The sequence below is a fragment of the Mycobacterium sp. ENV421 genome (assembly GCF_002887815.1).
Lineage (GTDB): Bacteria > Actinomycetota > Actinomycetes > Mycobacteriales > Mycobacteriaceae > Mycobacterium.
In genome coordinates this window covers 131,536-148,204 of the sequence record NZ_PDHO01000013.1, presented here as the reverse complement: position 1 = coordinate 148,204, position 16,669 = coordinate 131,536, and the positions used below count along the sequence as shown (strand labels likewise).

The window sequence follows — 16,669 nt, the reverse complement described above, 5'->3', positions numbered from 1 at the left end:
TGCTGTGCCCCTTTCACCACCGAGCACACCACCACGGCGACATCACCATCACCGGGCCCGCACACCAACTCACCGTCCTCGACAGCGACGGCGAACCCCTCACATCAGGGTCACTGGCCCGACCACCGAACCACCCGCCTCCTGGCGTTCCGCCCTGTCCCGGACCGACCGGCGAACGCGCCGACTGGAAGTGGTACCAACCCTTTCAGCCGAAAGCACCACCAACGGACAATTAGCGGCCGCGCAACGACGGCAAGATGTGCTCGACGATGTCGACCGACAGCCGCGCAACGATCGCCGGGGCCACAGCGGCGAGTTCGTCGCTGGGCTCGGGCGCCACTGCTACGCAGCTCATCCCGGCCGCGAGGGCACCGCGCACCCCGGGTACCGAATCTTCGAAAACCACGATCTGTGTTGGTGCACAACCGAGTTGGGCAGCACCGGACAAAAACCCCTCTGGATCCGGCTTGCCGCTCGTGACATCCTCCTCGGCGACGACCACCCGGATGAGCTCACCGACCGGGCTGCTTTCCAAAACCGCCCGAACATCGTCGCGCTGCGCCCCGGTGACGATGGCCATCGGCACCTCGTGTTCGGCCAACAACTGCACCAGCCGTACCGTCTCGGGCCGAATCGGGTTGTCACCGGCGACGAGGTCGCGGTACCGGTGCTTGCGCAGTTCGAGCAGCCTGTCGACGTCGTGACCGTCGGCGCCGGTGATCTTCCCAGTGATCTCCAAAGCCTTCTCGACGATCTCGCGGTCGCTGTGGCCCAGCAGGTGCCGGTCATAGTCCTGCTGGCTCAAGTCCCAGTTCAGGTGCTCACCGAACAGCTCGCTGAAGATACGGAACAGGATCGGCTCGTCATCGGACAACGTGCCGTTGAAGTCGAAAATCACCGCGGGCTGCGGGCCGGCGGCCCAGCCGGTGATTATCTCGCGAGCCAGACGGGCATCCGGACAGATCGGCACGGCCGAGTCAAACACTGGCACAGCCACAAGTCAATAGTCTAGTCTTTTACGCGCGACACACTTCTCCGCAAGGATGCCCTCATGCCGTTCATTTCCGATCCGGAACTGGATGCGCTGCTGGATCAGCTGCCGGCGCTGGCTGGACAACCCCGCCAGATCGAAGAACTCCACGGCGGCCTCACCAACCGCAACATCAAGATCACCACGCAGGCAGGGACTTACGTCGCCCGGTGCAGCGTCACGTCCACCGACCTGCTCGGCATCGACCGGGACAACGAGTACTACAACAGCGCCGCGGCGGAGAAGGCCGGCGTCGGAGCGCCGGTGATCGACTATCGACCCGACCTCGGCATCCTGCTGGTCGGCTTTCTCGAAGGCGCCACGCTGACCAACGCGGACTTTCAGCGCCCCGACGTCTTGGCCAGGGTCGCGCAGGGATGCCGCACTCTGCACGCCGGTCCGCGCTTCCGCGACCGCTTCGACATGTTCGAACTACAACCCGGCTACTTGAAAGTCGTTCTGGAGCGCGGGTTCCGGATACCGACCGACTATCTGTACTTCACCCGCGAGTTCCAGGCGATGAAGCGCATCCTCGGCATCGGCGAACACGCGACCGTTCCGTGCAACAACGATCTACTCGCCGGGAACTTCGTGGACGACGGCAGCAAGGTGTGGCTGATCGACTACGAGTACTCCGGCAACAACGATCCCTGCTTCGAACTCGGCAACATCTGGGCCGAGTGCGGACTGTCCACCGATCAGCTCGACGAACTGGTCAGCGCGTACTACGGCCGTCGGCTACGACACAAGACAGCGCGATCCCGCCTGCAGGGGATCGTCGGCAAGTACGGCTGGACATTGTGGGGGTGCATTCAGAATGCCACCAGCACACTGGATTTCGACTTCTGGGAATGGGCGATGGAACGCTATGAGTCGGCGGTCGCCGAGTTCCGCGGGCCAGATTTCCCCCGCCTGCTCGCCGATGCCCAGGCACCCGACTGACGACCGATAGGAACACATGTCGACCCCATCATTGCCCGACCGTGCCCACGTCGTCATCATCGGCGGCGGCGTCATCGGCACCAGCGTCGCCTACCACCTGACCAAACTGGGTCACACCGACGTGGTGCTGCTCGAACAGGGCCAGCTGTCGTGCGGAACCACCTGGCATGCAGCGGGTTTGGTCGGTCAGCTGCGCGCATCGGAGAGTGGCACCAGGCTGGTCCAGTACTCCACCCAGCTGTACGCCGAACTGGAGACGGAGACCGGGCTGAGCGCGGGCTACAAGCAGTGCGGCGGGGTGACGGTGGCGCGCAGCGAAGACCGGATGATCCAGCTTCGCCGCACTGCGGCCAATGCTGCCGCTTATCAGCTCGACTGCGAACTGCTCAGTCCGGAAGAGGCTTTCGAACGCTACCCGGTGATGCGGGTCGACGACTTGGTGGGCGCGATCTGGCTGCCCGCCGACGGAAAGGCCAATCCGACCGACCTGACGATGGCTTTGGCCAAGGGTGCACGTCAGCGCGGCGCCAAGGTGTTGGAACACGTTCGCGTGCTCGACGTGCTCACCGCGGACGGCCGCGTGACCGGAGTCCGCACCGACGCCGGCGACATCGAAGCCGAAATCGTGGTCAACTGCGCAGGCCAGTGGGCCAAGGCGATCGGCGCACTGGCGGGCGTCAACGTGCCGCTGTATTCCGCCGAACACTTCTACGTGGTCACCGAAACCATTGCCGGCGTCCATCCTGATCTGCCGATCCTGCGTGATCCCGACGGCTACACCTACTTCAAGGAGGAGGTCGGCGGGCTGGTCATCGGTGGGTTCGAGCCGGAAGCCAAGCCGTGGGTGGCCCCCGACAAGATCCCCTACCCGTTCGAGTTCCAGCTGCTCGACGAGGATTGGGAGCACTTCGAGATCCTGATGGACAACGCGCTGTTGCGGCTTCCCGCACTCGAGCACACCGGCCTCAAGAAGCTGTACAACGGCCCGGAGAGTTTCACCCCGGACAACCAGTTCATCCTCGGCGAGGCTCCCGAGTGCGCCAATTTCTTCGTCGGCGCGGGATTCAACTCGGTGGGCATCGCCTCCGCCGGCGGTGCGGGCCGCGCACTGGCGGAATGGATCGTCAACGGCTCCCCCACCACCGACCTCACCGGCGTCGACATCCGTCGCTTCGCACCGTTCAACGGCAACGTGGCCTGGTTGCATGACCGAGTCGCCGAGATCCTCGGTGTGCACTACGAAATCCCCTGGCCGAACCGGGAACTGGCGACGGCGCGGCCGTTCCGCCGTTCCCCGGTGCACCATCTGCTCGCGGCGGCGGGAGCCAACTTCGGCAGCCGAATGGGCTGGGAGCGGGCGAACTTCTTCGCACCTCCGGGCAACGAGCCGGTCATCGAATATTCCTGGGGTAAGCAGAACTGGCTGCCGTGGTCGGCGGCCGAACAGGTCAGCACCCGCACCGCCGCCACAGTCTTCGATCAGACGTCGTTCTCCAAATACGTACTCGCCGGGCCCGGAGCCGAGGCTGGTCTGCAATGGCTGTGCACCGCCGATGTGGCTGTGCCGGTGGGCAAATCGGTGTACACCGGGATGCTCAACGAACGCGGCACCTACGAATCCGACGTCACGGTCACCCGAACCGGGCCGCAGGAGTTCCTGATCGTCAGTAGCGCAGCGACCACCGAACGGGACAAGGACCACATCCGCAAGAACCTGCCCGCCGGGGCGCACGCCGAACTCGTCGACGTCACATCGTCGATGGCGGTCTTCGGCGTGATGGGCCCGAAGTCACGCGAGCTGCTCGGCGAGCTCACCGACGCCGACCTCTCCGACGCCGCATTCCCGTTCGCCACCAGCCAGGTCATCTCGCTGGGCTACGCCACCGTGCGCGCCACCCGGATCACCTATGTCGGCGAATTGGGTTGGGAGCTATACGTTCCTACCGAGTTCGCGGTCGGCGTCTACGAAGACCTGCTGGCAGCAGGTGAGAAATACGGGATCGCCCGCGGCGGCTACTACGCGATCGAGTCGCTGCGCTTGGAGAAGGGCTATCGGGCGTTCGGCCGGGAACTGACGCCGAACGACAGTCCGGTGGAGGCCGGACTGCTGTTCGCCTGCAAGCTGTCCACCGATGTCGACTTCCTCGGCCGGGCGGCCGTGGAGAAGGCCAAGGCCGAAGGTCCCCGCAGGCGGGTGGTCAGCTTCTCCGTCGACTCGCCCGACCCGATGCTGTGGGGCGGCGAACTGATCCTGCGCGACGGCGCCGTCGCCGGACAGGTCAGCTCGGCGGCATGGGGTGCCACTACCGGTGCGTGCGTGGGGCTGGGTTACGTCCGCTCGACCGACGACACCGTCGTCACACCCGACTGGGTGCGCTCGGGTTCCTACGCGGTCAACGTCGGCGGTCAGATCTATCCGATCACCGTGTCGCTCAAGGCCATCTACGACCCGGCTAATGAGCGGGTGCGCTGAACGTCTCGGTCGGGCGCAGCAGGCTCAGCATGACGAGCGGGATCCGCCGGCTGGTGGACTGCTGATAGGCGATGTACGGCGGATACAGGTGGCACATGTACTCCCACACCTGATGTCGCTCATCGCCCTGCGGTTCGCGCCACGTGGCCTCGAAGGCCTGCGTGGCGATCTGCACTTCGAGCGTTGCCCTCGACTCGACGTTCAGGTACCACTCGGGATGATTGTCGGCGCCGCCCTTGGACGCGACGACCACGATTTCGCCGCCGACGTTCCCGTAGATCAACGGCTTGATGTACGACCGGCCCGACTTGCGCCCGGTGTAGCGGATCAGGCAGTGGGTGGTGAACGACCGGCCGCCGACGTCACTCAGGTCGAGGACGTGCCCCTGAGCGCCACCGCTTTCCAGATACGTCGCAAGGTGTTGCGCCGTCCAGTCAGCACGGTCAGCGCGTAGTGCTTCGGCGTCAGCGTCAGCCATCAGACCTCTTCCGGTCGGTAATCGCTCAAGGCATTCCGACGCTAGCATTCGTCGGAGTACCCGCGAGGATGGAGTGACAGATGCCGACGAACGTCGAACACATCGAGGCCGACCTCGCGGTCATCGGTTTCGGCAAAGGCGGTAAGACGCTGGCCGCCACGTTGGGCCGTCAGGGCCGGCGGGTGGTGATGATCGAGCAGTCCGCGCAGATGTACGGCGGCACCTGTATCAACATCGGCTGCGTGCCGACGAAGTCGATGGTCTACCGGGCCGAGCACCTCGCGCCAGGCGGTGTCCACCCGGACGCTTATCACCACGCCGTGGGGGCGACGGCCGACCTCACCACGAACCTTCGCGCGGTCAACTTCGCGATGCTCGACAACCTCGACTCGGTCACGGTTCTCACCGGGCATGCCCGCTTCACCGATCCGCACACGCTGCAGGTCGAGACGGTCGACGGCGCGACCGTCACCGTGGTGGCCCAAACGATCGTGGTCGGTACCGGCTCACGTCCGGTGCTGCCCGACATCGCCGGGCTGTCCACCACACCCCAGGTCATGACCAGCACCGAACTACTCAGCCTGCCCGAGCTGCCTGCGCGGCTGACGGTGCTCGGCGGCGGCTACGTCGGCCTGGAGTTCGCCGCGATGTACGCCCGGTACGGCTCCGAGGTGACCGTGCTGGAACACGGTCCGCAGATCCTCGGTCGCGAGGACGCCGATGTCGCGGCCTGCCTGCAGGACATTCTTCGTGACAGCGGCGTCGAGATCATCACCTCCGCTGAGGTCACGTCGGTGACCGGAGTCGGCCAGGCGGTTACGGTGACCTATCAGGCCGACCGGATGCAACACACCGCCGAGGGCGACGCCGTCCTGGTGGCACTCGGCCGGGAGCCGGTCACCGACGACCTGGGCCTCACCGAGGCCGGTGTCGAAACCACCAGTGCGGGTGCGATTGTCGTCGACGAGTATCTGCGCACCAGCCAGCCGCACATCTTCGCGGTCGGTGACGTCAACGGTGGTCCGCAGTTCACCTACATTTCGCTCGACGATTACCGCGTGGTGCTCTCGCAGCTCGCCGGCGACGGATCCCGGAGCACCGCCACCCGCACCGCCGTCCCCTACGTCCTGTTCACCACACCACCGCTGGCGCGGGTGGGCATCACCGAGAGCGCGGCGGTGGCAGCCGGGATGGACATCCTGGTCGCCACGCTGCCGGTTGCCGCCATGGCGACGGTGCCACGGGCCCGCATCGTCGACGAGACGACCGGACTCATGAAGGTCGTCGTGGATGCGAGCAGCGACAAGATCCTGGGCGCAGCGCTTCTCAGCTACGACTCGCATGAAGTCATCAACACCGTCGCGCTGGCCATGCGGCACGGCATCACCGCCACCGAGTTGCGCGACACCATCTATACGCACCCGTCGATGACGGAAGCCTTCAATCAGCTGCTCGGCGCATTGGCGGCACCGAGCAGCTGATCGGGCCTAGTGCGCGAAGTGCTCCTGAGTGAAGTGGCCTTCGGGCTGGATCGCGTCGAGGTGGCCCAGCACGGCGTTGAGGTCCGCCCACAGTGAGCGGGCCAGGTCGGCCGAGAACCCTTCTCGCACAACAACCCGCAGCACCGAGATGTTCTCCGCGCCGTCGGGCATCGTGTACGCCGGCACCTGCCAGCCGTAGGAACGCAGCGCCGCCGACACGTCGAACTCGGTGTAGCCAAAGTCGCCCTTGAGCCGGAACGCCACCACCGGTATCGCCGAGCCGTCGGAGATCACCTCGAAGTGCTGGCAGGCCTCCAGTTGGTCGGAGAACCAGCGGGCCGTTGCCGACAGGCACTGCATCACGTGGGTGTAGCCGGCCCGGCCCAGCCGCAGGAAGTTGTAGTACTGGCCGACCACCTGATTGCCCGGGCGGGAGAAGTTCAGGGTGAACGTCGGCATGTCCCCGCCGAGGTAGTTCACCCGGAACACCAGCTCCTCAGGTAGGCAATCGGCGTTGCGCCACACCACGAATCCGATACCCGGATAGGTCAGCCCGTACTTGTGGCCGCTGACGTTGATCGACGCCACTCGCGGCAACCGGAAATCCCACTTGAGATCGGTGTGCAGGAACGGCACCACGAATCCGCCGCTGGCCGCATCGACATGCACCGGGATGTCGAGTCCCTTGTCCGCCTGCAACGTGTCCAGTGCCGCACAGATCTCGGCGATCGGCTCCAGCTCACCGGTGTAGGTGGTGCCCAGGATGCCCACCACGCCGATGGTGTCCTCGTCGACGGCGTCCAGAACCTGTTCGGGGGTGATGACGTAGCGGTCCTCGGCCATCGGGAGGTAGCGCGGCTCGACTTCGAAGTAGCGGCAGAACTTTTCCCACACCACCTGCACGTTGGAACCCATCACCAGGTTAGGGGTGCGAGTCTTCCACTTGTCCCCGACGCGGGCCTTCCAGCGCCACTTCAGGGCCAGACCGCCGAGCATCACGGCCTCCGACGACCCGATCGTGGACACCCCGACCGCGGTGGAGGCGTCGTCGTCGCGCAGGTTCTCGGCATGGAACAGATCGGCAACCATTGCCACACAACGTGATTCGATGGCAGCCGTGGCCGGGTACTCATCCTTGTCGATCATGTTCTTGTCGAATGTCTCCGACATCAGCTTCTCGGCCTCGGGGTCCATCCAGGTGGTGACGAACGTGGCGAGGTTGAGCCGCGAGCTGCCGTCGAGCATCAGCTCGTCGTGGATGAACCGGTATGCCGCAGTGGGTTCCATCGCCTCATCGGGCAGCCGCAGTGACGGGATCGGGTCGGTCGACAGGCGTCCGGTGTAGGCCGGTGCGATCGACGGGGAACGATATTTGACGTGGGGCACGGGTGTCCTTTCTACAGTTCTGCGATGGCTTGACGAATGTGGGCGAGGATGCGCGAGGCCGATGTCGGCGCGGGGGCCGGGCCGGGATCGGCGGCCGAGGCGTTGGCGGCGCGCGCGTGCACGAATGCGGCCGCCGCGGCCGCCGCGGCCGGCGGCAGACCCGAGGCCAGCAGCGCACCGATCATCCCCGACAACACGTCCCCGGATCCGGCGGTCGCCGCCCAGGAACCACCTGCGGGGTTCAGGTAGACGACGCCGCCGCAAGGCTCGGCGACGATGGTGATGTTGCCCTTGAGCAGCACGGTCGCGCCGAAGGCATCGGCCAGCCGGCGGGTGGCGGCCACCCGGTCCTCCCCCGGCGGTGCACCGGCCAGTCGCGCGAACTCGCCCGCGTGCGGGGTGAGCACCGTCGGGGCCGCTCGGCCCGCCACCAGATCCGGCTGGGTGGACAAGATGGTCAGCGCGTCGGCGTCGACCACCACCGGCAGATCAGTACTGAGTGCGAAATGTAAAGCAGCAAAACCCTTTTCATCAGTACCCAGGCCCGGTCCGACCACCCAGGACTGCACTCGCCCGGCGGCGTGCGGGTTGGGCGCGGCCACCACCTCCGGCCAGTGCGACACCACCTCGGCTGCAGCGGACCCGGCGTAGCGTTTCATACCCGATGTCGTCGCCACCGCGGCACCGGTGCACAGGATCGCCGCGCCGGGATACGTCGACGATCCGGCCAGGATGCCGGTGACACCCTGGGTGTACTTGTCGTCGCGCACGCCGGGCAGCGGCCAACGCGCCTTGACATCAGCGGCTTCCATGCCCAGCACGTCGGTGGCCGGGAGGTCCAAACCGATGTCGATCAGTTCGACCCGGCCGCAGTCAGCCAGGGCGTGAACGGGTTTGAGGCCACCGAAGGTGACGGTGAGTGCCGCCCGCACGGCAGGCCCGGTGATCGCGCCGGTCTGTACGTCGACGCCGCTGGGGATGTCGACGGCCACCACCGGAATCTCGGCATCGTCGGCGGCGGCGAACACCTCGGCGGCTGCCGGGCGTAGGGACCCGCTGCCGGAGATGCCGACCACCCCGTCGATCACGAGATCGGTCGACGGCGGCACGGCCGGCACCACCCGGCCGCCGGCAGATCGAAACGCGGCCAGCGCCTTGGCATGAGTGCGGTCGGGGTTGAGCAGTACCGCGGTCGCGGCGGCCCCACGGCGGCGCAGGAGGGTAGCCGCCCACAGCGCATCGCCGCCGTTGTCGCCGGAGCCGACCACCGCGCAGAGCCGGCGACCGGAAACGCCGCCGGTGCGCGTTCGCAGCTCGCGGGCGATCGCGGTGGCCAATCCGTAGGCGGCACGACGCATCAGCACACCATCGGGCAGGCCGGCCAGCAAGGGCGCCTCGGCGGCGCGAATCGCGTCGGCGGTGTAGTAGTGCCGCATCGGCACCAAGGTTACGTGCTGAACCCCCGATAACGGCCGAGTCCGCGTGGGTATTCACTGACATGACCAATCAGCAGTTACTCGATGAACTCCTGGCGATCGAGCGCGCGGGGTGGCAGGCGTTGTGCGAGTCGACCGGCGACCGCTTCTACGGGGACCTGATGACCGACGACGCGGTCATGGTCTTGGCGAACGGTTCGGTGATGGATCGCTCCGCGGTGACCTCTGCACTCGGCCAGGCGCCGCCGTGGGCGAGCTTCGAGTTGTCCGATGAGCGCGTCATCTCCGCAGGAGCCGACGCCGCGGCGCTGGTGTACGTCGGCACGGCCCATCGCGACGGAGCCGACGAACCGTTCGTCGCAGCGATGTCGTCGGTGTATCACCGCGTCGACGGCAGGTGGCGGCTGGTGCTGTATCAGCAGACCGCCAAGACCGGTTGACGCTCGCTACACTTTTGGAGTGAACGATCCAGCGCGGAGCGCAGCGGCCGCGGCGGTGAACGGCCGGCGACTGACCCGTAAAGGCGTGCAGACCCGGGATCGAATCGTGGCGGTGGCCGCGGACCTGATGCAGCAGCGTGGCGTGGCCCGTACGACCGTGGAGGACATCCAGGCGGCGGCCGGAATCAGCTCGTCGCAGCTGTACCACTACTTCGCCGACAAGGACGCATTGGTGGCAGCGGTCATCGAGCTACAAGGACAACGCGTTCTCGACGTCCAGCACCTGGGCCTGGACAAGGTGGCGTGCCTGGCCGATCTGTGGCGCTGGCGCGATCTGGTTGTCGGTATTCGTACAGCGCAAAACTGTGTGGGCGGCTGCCCGCTGGGATCTTTGGCCGCAGATCTGGCAGAGACCGACGCCGTCGCACGCGCACAACTGGCACGCTGGTTCGCCGAGTGGGAGCGGATACTGCGCACCGGACTCGCGTCCATGGCTGCTGCGGGTCAATTCGCCGAGGGCACCGATACCGACCGCCTCGCCCTGGCGCTGCTGGCCGCGACCCAGGGAGGCCTCCTCCTGAGCCAGGTCAACCGGGATACCGCCGCGTTGACCGCGGCAATGGACACCGTGATCACTCACATCGGCGGGCTCCTGATCGAGACATCCACAGGGACCGCTCGATCGCGTTGATTTTTGGTGTTGACACTCCATTTTTTCCCGGACACCATCGGCGTCAGGCCTATGAAAAGGAGTCTCCATGTCCACCACTGAACCGGCCACCATCGCCTCCCAGGTCGCAGACATGCAGCAGGGCATGGCGGGTCACCTGCCCGCCGACGCCATCGAGGTGTTCACCGCAGACCAGAAACGCATGGTCGAGGACGGCGTACCGCCCGGTGCGGCGCAGCCGGGGACTGCCCTGCCAGATCCTGAAGTTGTTGATGCGCACGGGAAATCGACCACGATTAGTGCGCTGCGCGCGCACCGTCCGGCGGTCGTGGTCTTCTACCGCGGCGCGTGGTGCCCATACTGCAATCTCGCGCTGAAGACCTACCAGGACCAGTTGGTACCGGAACTCACGTCGCGCGACATACCGCTGATCGCCGTCAGCCCCCAGAAGCCCGACGGGTCGCTGTCCACTGCAGAAGCCAACGCTTTGACCTTCGACGTGGTCTCCGACCCCGGCAACCAGATCGCCTCGGCGCTCGGCATCGTCGTTACACCCTCACAAGCGTCACGTGCGGTCACTCAGCAGCTCGGCATCGACCTGCGAGAGGCGAACGCCGACGGCGGCTACGGGCTGCCGATGCCCACCGTGCTGGTCGTCGACGGCCAAGGCGTCATAGCGTGGAGCGACATCCACCCCGACTACACCACCCGCACCGAGGTTGCGGAGATCCTGGCCGCCGTGGCCCAGCTGGGCTGACCGCGGCCGTCACTCCACCGTGACGGACTTGGCCAGGTTGCGCGGCTTGTCCACGTCGAAGCCGCGGGCCTGGGCCACCGCGGCAGCAAACACCTGCAGCGGGACCGTGGACAGTAACGGCTGGAAAAGTGTTGACACCGCGGGTATTTCGAAGATGTGGTCGGCGTAAGGCCGCACCGTGTCGTCGCCCTCCTCGGCGATGACGATGGTGACCGCACCGCGCGCCTGGATCTCGCGGATGTTGCTCAGCAGCTTGGCGTGCAGAGTGGCCGCATTCTTCGGTGACGGCATCACCACGATGACGGGTAGGCCTTCATCGATCAGTGCGATCGGGCCGTGCTTGAGCTCACCGGCAGCGAAGCCCTCGGCGTGCATGTAAGCCAGTTCCTTCAGCTTCAGGGCACCCTCGAGCGCCACCGGGTAGCCGACGTGGCGGCCCAGGAACAGCACCGTCGGTGACGATGCGAACTGCTGACCCAACTTCGTGATCGGTTCCAGGTGTTCGAGCACCCTGCCGACCTGGTCAGACATCGACTCCAGCTCGCGATACTCCCGCTCGACCTCGTCGGGGTACTTGGTGCCCCTGGCCTGCGCCAACGCCAAGCCGACGAGATAGTTCGCGGCGATTTGCGCAAGGAAGGTCTTGGTGGCCGCCACGCCGATCTCGGGTCCGGCGCGGGTGTAGAGCACCGCGTCGGCTTCCCGCGGGATCTGGCTGCCGTTGGTGTTGCAGATTGCCAGTACCTTGGCCTTCTGGCTCTTGGCATGCCGCACCGCTTCGAGCGTGTCGGCGGTTTCACCGGATTGGGAGATCGCGATCACCAGCGTGCCGCGGTGCAGTACCGGGTCCCGGTATCTGAATTCACTGGCCAGTTCGACTTCCACCGGCAGGCGGGTCCAGTGCTCGATCGCATACTTGGCCAGCAGGCCCGAGTGAAAAGCAGTGCCGCAGGCGACGATGAAGACCTTGTCGACCTCGCGCAGTTCCTGATCACTGAGCCGCTGTTCGTCGAGCACGATGCGGCCGTCGACGAAGTGCCCGAGCAGGGTGTTGGCTACCGCCGCCGGTTGCTCAGCGATCTCCTTGAGCATGAAGTAGTCGTGGCCGCCTTTCTCCGCGGCGGACATGTCCCAGTCGATATAGAACTCGCGGGCCTTCGCAGTTTCATCGGCGCCGTGGAAATCGGTGATCCGGTAGCCGTCGGCGGTGATGATCACTGCCTGGTCCTGTCCGAGCTCGACGGCATCCCGAGTGAACTCGATGAACGCCGCGACGTCGGAACCGATGAACATTTCGCCGTCGCCGACGCCGACCACCAAGGGCGTCGACCGACGGGCGGCGATGATGGTGCCCGGACTGTCTGCGTGGGCGAAGACCAACGTGAAGTGGCCTTCCAGCCGGCGCAGCACAGCCAGCACCGATGCCTCGAAGTCCCCGGCAGTCTCGCCGTGCCGGTAAGCATGCGCGACCAGGTGCACGGCCACTTCGGTGTCAGTGTCGCTGGCGAACTCGACGCCCTCGGCCTCCAGCTCGTGGCGCAGACCGGCGAAGTTCTCGATGATCCCGTTGTGCACGACGGCGAACTTGCCCGCGGCATCGCGGTGCGGGTGGGCGTTGCGATCGGTGGGCCTGCCGTGGGTCGCCCACCGGGTATGGCCCATTCCCGCGGCGCCATAGAGCGCGTCGGGTTCGGTCTCGGCCAGCGCCTCCTCGAGGTTGGCCAACCGGCCGGCTCGGCGGCGCACCGTCAGCCCACCCTGCCCGTCAAGCACGGCAAGTCCTGACGAGTCGTAACCTCGGTATTCCATCCGCCGCAGCGCGTCGACCACGACCCCCCGGGCAGGGCGATGCCCGACGTAAGCGACGATTCCGCACATGCCTACCAAGGGTAGTGCAGCGCCCCGCAAAGAGCCGAGTCCGCTAGGTTCATGGGGTGGCCCGGACACGCAAGCTCTTCGCGGCGCTGACGCGCCGCGGTCCACATCACGTTCTGCGCGGTGACCTGGCCTTTGCCGGGTTACCCGGCATCGTCTTCACCCCCGCGTCGGGGTTCAACCTGCCCGGTGTGGCCTTCGGCCACGATTGGCTCACAGATGTCGATCACTACGTGAAAACCCTCGAGCACCTCGCGTCCTGGGGCATCGTGGCGGCCGCCCCCGGCACCGAGCGCGGGCTCGCCCCGTCGGTGCTGAACCTGTCGGTCGACCTGGGCACGACGCTCGACATCATCACCGGTGTGCGACTGGGCCCCGGCGAGATCAGCGTGCATCCGACCAAACTGGGCCTGGCCGGACACGGCTTCGGCGGCTCGGCGGCGGTGTTCGCCGCGGCGGGTCTGGCCGGTGCGGCCTCGGGCGCACCCAAGGCGGTCGCGGCGTTGTTTCCGTCGGTGACCCGTCCCCCCGCCCAGGAACCGGCGGCATCGCTCATGGCGCCCGGTCTGGTGCTCAGCGCGCCCGACGATCCGCAATCGCTGCGCACCGACGCCCTGCACCTGGCCGACTCATGGAAGGGCTCGGTGCTGCACATCGTCAGCAAGGCCGAGTCGTCCGGGCTGGCCGAGAAGCGCCGGTTCGCCAAGGTCCTCGGCATGCCGGGTTCCGACAAGCGCACCCAGAAGACGGTGCGCGCCCTGCTGACCGGCTTCCTGCTGTTTCACTTGACCGGCGACAAGGCGTACCGCGAGTTCGCCGACCCGGAAGCGGTGCTGCCGAAGACCGTGGCGCTCGATCCCGAGGCGCCGCCGGTGACGACCGAAGGCCAGATCGCCGCGCTGCTGAAGTAACCCGCCGTCGCCCAACCAACTGGTTGGTGTTTTACTTTCCGGATGCGTACCGGGATCTTTCTGGACTATTCGGGCGGCTTTCGTGAGGCCGTCGATCACATCGTGGTGTTGGAGAAGGCCGGGGTCGACATCGCGCTGGTCGCCGAGGCCTACTCCTATGACGCTGTCAGCCAGCTCGGTTACCTGGCCGCCAAGACCTCGACGATCGAGCTGGGATCCGGCGTCTTTCCGATCTACACCCGGACGCCGTCGCTGCTGGCGATGACGGCGGCCGGCCTGGACTTCGTGTCCGACGGCCGCTTCCGGCTGGGCATCGGCACGTCCGGTCCGCAGGTGGTGGAGGGCTTTCACGGGGTGCCGTTCGACGCCCCGCTCGGCCGTACCCGCGAAGTCGTCGACATCTGCCGGCAGGTCTGGCGTCGCGAGCGGGTCCAGCATCAGGGCCGCAGCTACCAGATCCCGTTGCCCGCCGACCAGGGCACCGGATTGGGCAAGCCACTGCAGATCATCAATCACCCTGTCCGCGAACGGATTCCGATCACCATCGCCGCACTGGGCCCGAAGAACGTCGAGTTGACCGCTGAAATCGCCGAAGGCTGGCAGCCGGTGTTCTTCTACCCGGAGAAGGCCAACGACGTGTGGGGTGATGCGTTGCGCGCCGGAAACGCCAAGCGCGACAGTGCACTTGGCGATCTCGATGTGATGGTCGGAGTGTCACTGGCCATCGGCGACGACGTCGAGGAACGGCTGAATTGGGCAAAGCCGCACCTTGCGCTGTACATCGGCGGCATGGGCGCGAAGGGTCAGAATTTCTACCACAAACTGGCGACCCGGTACGGGTACGGCGAGGTGGCCGATCACATCCAGGAGCTGTTCCTGTCCGGCCGCAAGGCCGAGGCGGTCGCCGCCGTGCCCGACGAGCTCGTACGAAACGTGAACCTGATCGGCCCGCGCGGCTTCGTCAAGGAACGCATCGCCGCCTTCGCCGAGGCCGGTGTGACCACACTGCTGGCCACGCCGACCACCACTGACGCAGGCGAATACATCAGCTGGGTCGAGGAGTTGCAGCAGCTGCTGCCCTGATCGCGGGGCTGTATTCGGTCACTGGCCGACCTGCGGTAGTTCGTCGGCGGCTATCTCGCAGGGTGTCTTGCCATCGGACTCCTCGACGACCGGCGGTGCCGGTGCCTCGGGTTGGGATGGCGGCGGCTCGGTTTCGACCGCCTCCGCAGCCGGGCTGGGCGGCGGTACCTCGGCCGGTTGACCCGCGGTCTCTGACTCCTCGACAGTCGGATCATCTTCGGGCACAGCATCGTCGGGTTTGACGATATCCTGGGGCTCGCCATCGGCGGCGGGATCGTCCTCGGGCGCGGGCTCGCCATCGGCGGCGGAATCGTCCTCGGGCGCGGGCTCGCCATCGGCGGCGGAATCGTCCAGACCCGCAGGCACGTCGTCCACCGCGCTATCCGGCATGCCGTCGAACAGCCCTCCGAGCGCGTCGGCGATCTGCCCGACCAGCCCGGACAAGCCGCCCCCGACATCGGGCATGGCCGGTATCGCGGCCGACGGAGGGGTGGCCAGAGCGGACGGCGCCGGCGGTTCGGCAGGCAGCTGCGCCGGAAGCGGTTGCGCCGGAAGTGGTTGATCTGCCGGGGTATCCGCCAGCGGTGAGAACGCGGGCGGGGCAGCTCGCCCGGGTTCGGCGACGGACGGCGGCAGGACAGGCGCTGCGGCCGGCGCGGTGCGCGGTGAAGCAGCAGCGAATCCTGCCGATGGCCCACCGAAGGCTCCTGGCACCTCGAAATGTGTTGTCGGAGCATGATCCAACTGCCGCACCGCATCCGCGTAGGCGGACGTCGCCGATGAGATCGCCGCGCGCATGGCGGAGAGCCAATCAGTGCGGATGTCGGCGTCGACGTACGGGGTGATCTGGTGAGCGACGACATCGATGGCCTGCTCGCGTGCCGCTCCCCCGCCCGTCACGGTGGCCGCCGCAGTCAGCCATGCCGGCCGCTCGCCGGCGCGACGGTCATCGATCGACACGACTGCTCGGACCTTGTCGTCGACCGACCGCGACAGCCGGTCGCGCAGCGCCTCGCAGCTCTGCGCCGCAGCCCGCAACGAGTCGGCCACCGCCGCGCCCGCCGCACAGTGTCGACGGATGAATTCGTCTGCCGCCGAACCGGATTCACCGTCCCACACCACCGCCATGGCGGCCAGCCCGTCGCGCGAAACACGCACCGCCTGGTCGGCGGCGGCCGATGCGGCCCGTAGCGCTATGCAGTCGGCGTCGAGCGCGGCCAGGTCCAAGCCGTCGTCACCGCCGTACCACTCGAAGATCTGCGCGGCGTGCGCAGTCAGGTCCGGATGCTGATAGCCGACGGCGTGGCAGGCTGCCACGTAGGCCGCGGTGTTGGCCACCGAGGGTTGCCCGACTGCGAGCCGCGACGCCACGTCCAGTGTCACAGCGCCGCCGCACGTAGTTCGGCATCACCGTAGCGGTCGGCGGTGACCCGCAGCGCGACGGCCGTTTCCTCGGCAGCCCGCGACCACTGCGTCACTGTGGCTGTCAGCCGCTCCAGCGCCGCCCGCACCGCATCCCCGTGGGCGACGTGCGCACGACCGGCCACGGCGCCGTCGAATCGCAGCCGACTCAGCTGCCCACGCAGTGCCTCGTCGAGCACCTCGGCGGTGGAGTCGAAATGTTGCGCGGCAGCGCGCAGCCCGGCGCAGTCCACGCGCGTGTTACCCATATCCGGGTATGACGCACGGCGCGCCCGACCGGTTCCC

General features: G+C 66.9%; 15 protein-coding genes and 1 pseudogene. 9 read left to right on the top strand and 7 right to left on the bottom strand.

Annotation, left to right across the window (positions count from 1 at the left end; all coding sequences use genetic code 11):
- Positions 1–236, top strand: a pseudogene (locus tag CRM90_RS31000) (hypothetical protein); the annotation flags it as partial.
- Here CRM90_RS31000 and CRM90_RS17165 read toward each other — a convergent pair.
- A complete protein-coding gene (locus CRM90_RS17165) occupies positions 233–997 on the bottom strand; it encodes an HAD family hydrolase (RefSeq protein ID WP_233209368.1) in 765 nt (254 codons plus the stop codon). The pseudogene CRM90_RS31000 and the gene CRM90_RS17165 sit on opposite strands and share 4 nt — an antisense overlap.
- 54 nt (positions 998–1,051) lie before the next feature.
- Between CRM90_RS17165 and CRM90_RS17160 the strand changes: the two genes are divergently transcribed.
- Both CRM90_RS17160 and CRM90_RS17155 read left to right on the top strand, forming a co-directional pair.
- Positions 1,052–1,972 (top strand): choline/ethanolamine kinase family protein, encoded by a 921-nt coding sequence (locus CRM90_RS17160; protein WP_102808136.1) that lies wholly within the window; start codon positions 1,052–1,054, stop codon positions 1,970–1,972.
- A gap of 16 nt (positions 1,973–1,988) precedes the next feature.
- Entirely contained in the window at positions 1,989–4,445 is a 2,457-nt protein-coding gene (locus CRM90_RS17155) for a GcvT family protein (protein WP_102808135.1), read from the top strand.
- Here the strand turns inward: CRM90_RS17155 and CRM90_RS17150 are convergent.
- Positions 4,426–4,923, bottom strand: coding sequence for a nitroreductase/quinone reductase family protein (locus CRM90_RS17150; protein WP_102808134.1), 498 nt, complete (start codon positions 4,921–4,923; stop codon positions 4,426–4,428). The two genes, CRM90_RS17155 and CRM90_RS17150, sit on opposite strands and share 20 nt — an antisense overlap.
- Before the next feature lie 80 nt (positions 4,924–5,003).
- Here CRM90_RS17150 and CRM90_RS17145 point away from each other — a divergent pair, with 80 nt between their 5' ends.
- On the top strand, positions 5,004–6,404 hold the full coding sequence (locus CRM90_RS17145; RefSeq protein WP_102808133.1) for an FAD-dependent oxidoreductase: 1,401 nt from the start codon (positions 5,004–5,006) through the stop codon (positions 6,402–6,404).
- A 6-nt stretch (positions 6,405–6,410) separates the two neighbouring features.
- Here CRM90_RS17145 and gad read toward each other — a convergent pair whose 3' ends face one another.
- Positions 6,411–7,790: a glutamate decarboxylase gene (gene gad, locus CRM90_RS17140; RefSeq protein WP_102808132.1), complete on the bottom strand. Its 1,380-nt coding sequence runs from the start codon at positions 7,788–7,790 to the stop codon at positions 6,411–6,413.
- Positions 7,791–7,801: 11 nt separating this feature from the next.
- The gene (locus tag CRM90_RS17135; RefSeq protein ID WP_102808131.1) at positions 7,802–9,226 is read right to left on the bottom strand and encodes an NAD(P)H-hydrate dehydratase; all 1,425 of its coding nucleotides are present in this window, start codon (positions 9,224–9,226) and stop codon (positions 7,802–7,804) included.
- 62 nt (positions 9,227–9,288) lie between these two features.
- Here CRM90_RS17135 and CRM90_RS17130 point away from each other — a divergent pair, with 62 nt between their 5' ends.
- From CRM90_RS17130 to CRM90_RS17120, 3 genes are all read left to right on the top strand, one after another.
- The gene (locus CRM90_RS17130; protein WP_102808130.1) at positions 9,289–9,666 is read left to right on the top strand and encodes a nuclear transport factor 2 family protein; all 378 of its coding nucleotides are present in this window, start codon (positions 9,289–9,291) and stop codon (positions 9,664–9,666) included.
- Between the two features lie 19 nt (positions 9,667–9,685).
- Positions 9,686–10,357, top strand: coding sequence for a TetR/AcrR family transcriptional regulator (locus CRM90_RS17125; protein ID WP_233209367.1), 672 nt, complete (start codon positions 9,686–9,688; stop codon positions 10,355–10,357).
- Between the two features lie 67 nt (positions 10,358–10,424).
- Positions 10,425–11,093 (top strand): peroxiredoxin-like family protein, encoded by a 669-nt coding sequence (locus tag CRM90_RS17120; protein WP_102808129.1) that lies wholly within the window; start codon positions 10,425–10,427, stop codon positions 11,091–11,093.
- A 9-nt stretch (positions 11,094–11,102) separates the two neighbouring features.
- Here CRM90_RS17120 and glmS read toward each other — a convergent pair whose 3' ends face one another.
- Positions 11,103–12,971 carry a glutamine--fructose-6-phosphate transaminase (isomerizing) gene (gene glmS / locus CRM90_RS17115; RefSeq protein WP_102808128.1) on the bottom strand — a complete coding sequence of 623 codons (1,869 nt, stop codon included), beginning with the start codon at positions 12,969–12,971 and terminating at the stop codon, positions 11,103–11,105.
- A 56-nt stretch (positions 12,972–13,027) separates the two neighbouring features.
- Here glmS and CRM90_RS17110 point away from each other — a divergent pair, with 56 nt between their 5' ends.
- The gene (locus CRM90_RS17110) at positions 13,028–13,879 is read left to right on the top strand and encodes a dienelactone hydrolase family protein (protein ID WP_102808127.1); all 852 of its coding nucleotides are present in this window, start codon (positions 13,028–13,030) and stop codon (positions 13,877–13,879) included.
- A 42-nt stretch (positions 13,880–13,921) separates the two neighbouring features.
- Positions 13,922–14,962, top strand: coding sequence for an LLM class F420-dependent oxidoreductase (locus CRM90_RS17105; RefSeq protein ID WP_102808126.1), 1,041 nt, complete (start codon positions 13,922–13,924; stop codon positions 14,960–14,962).
- An 18-nt stretch (positions 14,963–14,980) separates the two neighbouring features.
- On the opposite strand, the gene CRM90_RS17100 is transcribed toward CRM90_RS17105, so the two are convergent.
- Together CRM90_RS17100 and CRM90_RS17095 are read right to left on the bottom strand one after the other, a co-directional pair.
- On the bottom strand, positions 14,981–16,345 hold the full coding sequence (locus tag CRM90_RS17100) for a hypothetical protein (RefSeq protein WP_102808125.1): 1,365 nt from the start codon (positions 16,343–16,345) through the stop codon (positions 14,981–14,983).
- A complete protein-coding gene (locus CRM90_RS17095) occupies positions 16,342–16,632 on the bottom strand; it encodes a type VII secretion target (protein ID WP_102808124.1) in 291 nt (96 codons plus the stop codon). Before CRM90_RS17095 ends, CRM90_RS17100 begins: the two co-directional genes overlap by 4 nt.
- Positions 16,633–16,669 lie beyond the last annotated feature (37 nt).

Bases quoted from the DNA above. Each gene is read 5' to 3' on its own strand.
- CRM90_RS17120 (WP_102808129.1), top strand. From the start codon at position 10,425: ATGTCCACCACTGAACCGGCCACCATCGCCTCCCAGGTCGCAGACATG.
- glmS (WP_102808128.1), bottom strand. From the start codon at position 12,971: ATGTGCGGAATCGTCGCTTACGTCGGGCATCGCCCTGCCCGGGGGGTC.
- CRM90_RS17135 (WP_102808131.1), bottom strand. From the start codon at position 9,226: ATGCGGCACTACTACACCGCCGACGCGATTCGCGCCGCCGAGGCGCCC.
- CRM90_RS17105 (WP_102808126.1), top strand. From the start codon at position 13,922: ATGCGTACCGGGATCTTTCTGGACTATTCGGGCGGCTTTCGTGAGGCC.
- CRM90_RS17145 (WP_102808133.1), top strand. From the start codon at position 5,004: ATGCCGACGAACGTCGAACACATCGAGGCCGACCTCGCGGTCATCGGT.
- CRM90_RS17150 (WP_102808134.1), bottom strand. From the start codon at position 4,923: ATGGCTGACGCTGACGCCGAAGCACTACGCGCTGACCGTGCTGACTGG.
- CRM90_RS17130 (WP_102808130.1), top strand. From the start codon at position 9,289: ATGACCAATCAGCAGTTACTCGATGAACTCCTGGCGATCGAGCGCGCG.
- CRM90_RS17160 (WP_102808136.1), top strand. From the start codon at position 1,052: ATGCCGTTCATTTCCGATCCGGAACTGGATGCGCTGCTGGATCAGCTG.
- CRM90_RS17095 (WP_102808124.1), bottom strand. From the start codon at position 16,632: ATGGGTAACACGCGCGTGGACTGCGCCGGGCTGCGCGCTGCCGCGCAA.
- CRM90_RS17155 (WP_102808135.1), top strand. From the start codon at position 1,989: ATGTCGACCCCATCATTGCCCGACCGTGCCCACGTCGTCATCATCGGC.